The sequence below is a fragment of the Nostoc sp. 2RC genome (assembly GCF_014222165.1).
Classification (GTDB): Bacteria; Cyanobacteriota; Cyanobacteriia; order Cyanobacteriales; family Nostocaceae; genus Nostoc; species Nostoc linckia.
In genome coordinates this window covers 1-2,743 of record NZ_JACKZU010000599.1, presented here as the reverse complement: position 1 = coordinate 2,743, position 2,743 = coordinate 1, and the positions used below count along the sequence as shown (strand labels likewise).

The window sequence follows — 2,743 nt, the reverse complement described above, 5'->3', positions numbered from 1 at the left end:
GAAGGGGAAAGGGGGAAAGGGGGAAAGTTTGGTATTTTCCCTTTCCCCTTTAACCTTTCCCCTTTAACCTTTCCCCTTTAGTCAACGGTCAACACTTTCAATTTCAATGCCCGCATGACAAAATAATTCTATATTACAAGTGTAATACATTTTCATCTTTCCTACCTCCTCAGCCCCATTCCTACACAATGAAAAAAAAGATGTATTAAAATTTGTAAAGAAAATAATTCTGATTAAAACAGTTTTTACACTTCTTACACAATACCTATGACAGTGCGTCAAGATACAATCTGGGAACGTTTTTTATCGCCTGTAGCGCGTTTGTTCATTAATGAAGATGAGTTGCGGCGTTATCAACAGAGTATTGATTGGGAGAAAGAAAGCGATCGCTTTCGCCGAGCTGATGTCATAATTCCATCGTACTACAGCAATCAAAACTTTCACGGCATCAAAGGCGGATATCTTACTTCTGATGCGGCGGTTACTTACGACCCCATAACGCAGTATGTTTTGCTACCTAATGAAAATCTGATTCGTCAGGGTTTAATTGATGCTGTCAAAGTCAAACCACGACGCATACTCGATTTAGGTTGTGGTACGGGTTCCACTACTTTAATGTTGAAACAAGCTTTTCCTGAAGCCGAAGTGATTGGTTTGGATTTATCACCTTATATGTTATTGAGGGCAGAACATAAAAGCCAAGCTGCTGGTTTGGATATAGTCTGGCGACATGGGAATGCTGAGAAAACTGGTTTGAGTGATGGAACATTTGATTTGGTGACAGCTGCTTTACTATTTCACGAAATACCAGATGCAGTGTCATTGGCAATTTTGCGGGAAAGCTTCCGGTTACTGGTAACTGGGGGACAAGTGTTAATTCAAGATGGCAACCAAAAGACTCTGCGTCAATTAGAATGGCTCAACAACCTTTTTGAAGAACCATATATTCGTGAGTATGCCAATGGTAGCGTTGATGCGAATATGGGTGCAGCAGGGTTTGAAGCTGTGCGAACTCAAGATGTTTGGTGGATAAATCAGGTAACTAGCGGTATCAAACCGATTGCATCAGAAAATATCCGTCAAGCAAGTGCAATTTCAATAGACACCACAATAGATAATAATAATTTGGAGGAACTTGGATCGCCAGTGTTTGGCATAATCGCATGACTTTAAAGGCAGTTCTCTTTGATTTTAATGGTGTCATCATTAACGATGAGCAAATCCACCTGCAACTGATTGATGAGATTCTCATTCAAGAGAATCTGCAACCACAGCGGGTTGATGAGCGTCAAGCTTCTTTGGGACGCAGCGATCGCGCTTGTTTTACTCAACTACTCTCCAATCGTGGTAGAGTGGTGACGGAAAAATATTTAACTCAACTGCTGCACCGCAAAGCTGAAGCTTACACGCTAGAACTGGAAAAAATTGAGAAACTGCCTTTATATCCAGGTGTGGAAGACTTAATCTATCAAGTGCGATCGCGTAATCTGAAATTAGGATTAGTCAGTGGTGCTATTCGCAAAGAAATAGATCTGGTACTACATCAGGCTAAACTAAACGAATACTTTAAAATTATTGTCGCCGGTGATGACATCACTGCTAGTAAACCAGAACCCGATGGTTATCTACTAGCAGTGAAAAAGTTGAACGAAGAATATCCGGAATTGAATCTCCAGCCCCAAGAATGTCTAGCAATTGAAGATACACCAGCTGGTATTCAAGCAGCAAAGCGATCGCACATGCAAGTGGTGGGTGTAGCGAACACTTACCCCTTTCACATGCTTCAGCGCTGCTGTAACTGGACTGTCGATTACCTCACTGATTTAGAACTCCAACGCGTGCAGGAAGTTTATTCTCAAAAACAGTCCCAGCCATCAGTAAGTGAATGATAAAATATTCATTGGTGAATTAATTACGGGGAATTAGCTCAGTTGGTAGAGCGCTGCGATCGCACCGCAGAGGTCAGGGATTCGAGTTCCCTATTCTCCATTTGTCCGTTGTGGAAATTATAGCAGGGAAGAGGCAATAGTTTGGTAGTGGAGTGTTTTAGCTAATTTGGTGCTTTAGTTTTTGCTTGATTCCTCCTCAAAAACTAACTGGATAAAGATGTTTGAGTTTGACTCTGGCATCTTCAATGCCCGATCGCGCCTAATATAAGTGGTAGGTATGGCGATCGCATCCTTAGTTTTTAACGATATGCAATGATTTGTCCCAAATGCTTGAGGATTTTTAGAACCTGATAAAGATTATTGCGGTATTGCGAACGGGTTGCAAACAACTCAGAAATAGCATATTGTTTACCCAAAGTTTTGATAAATAAATAGCTGCTACCATGCAATTGAGTTGTGTCGCCTCGCAATTGAGTTGCATCGCCTCGCAATTGAGTTGCATCGCCTCGCAATTGAGTTGCATCGCCTCGCAATTGAGTTGCATCGCCTCGTAATTGAGTTGCATCGCCTCGCAATTGAGTTGTGTCGCCTCGCAATTGAGTTGTGTCGCCTCGCAATTGAGTTGTGTTGGTGTGCGATCGCTAAATTAATCTTTTTTTTAACTGTGGCGATCGCAACTTAATTAATAGTTATCAATTTTGTAACAACGAACCGCATAGACGCGGTAGCGGCTTCCCGCAGGGTAGGACGCATTCGCCAAGCGTCTCGTCAGAGAAGGACACAAAGAAATAAGAGTTTGAGAGAGTTTTTGCGTAAGTCCTATATTTAAAACCTTTCCCCCTTTCCCCTTCCCC

Annotated in this window: 3 protein-coding genes and 1 tRNA gene; 3 read left to right on the top strand and 1 reads right to left on the bottom strand. The window is 42.0% G+C overall.

The window, feature by feature from the left end:
- Positions 1 to 267: 267 nt before the first annotated feature.
- The 3 genes from GNE10_RS33605 to GNE10_RS33595 all read left to right on the top strand — a co-directional run bounded on the left by GNE10_RS33605 (position 268) and on the right by GNE10_RS33595 (position 1,989).
- Positions 268 to 1,167 (top strand): class I SAM-dependent methyltransferase, encoded by a 900-nt coding sequence (locus GNE10_RS33605; protein ID WP_185570368.1) that lies wholly within the window; start codon positions 268 to 270, stop codon positions 1,165 to 1,167.
- Positions 1,164 to 1,889, top strand: coding sequence for an HAD family phosphatase (locus GNE10_RS33600; protein ID WP_185570367.1), 726 nt, complete (start codon positions 1,164 to 1,166; stop codon positions 1,887 to 1,889). The genes GNE10_RS33605 and GNE10_RS33600 overlap by 4 nt, the downstream gene beginning before the upstream one ends.
- Before the next feature lie 27 nt (positions 1,890 to 1,916).
- A tRNA-Ala gene (locus GNE10_RS33595) sits at positions 1,917 to 1,989 on the top strand.
- A gap of 199 nt (positions 1,990 to 2,188) precedes the next feature.
- Here the strand turns inward: GNE10_RS33595 and GNE10_RS33590 are convergent.
- The gene (locus tag GNE10_RS33590; protein WP_185570369.1) at positions 2,189 to 2,506 is read right to left on the bottom strand and encodes a hypothetical protein; all 318 of its coding nucleotides are present in this window, start codon (positions 2,504 to 2,506) and stop codon (positions 2,189 to 2,191) included.
- Positions 2,507 to 2,743: the final 237 nt, after the last annotated feature.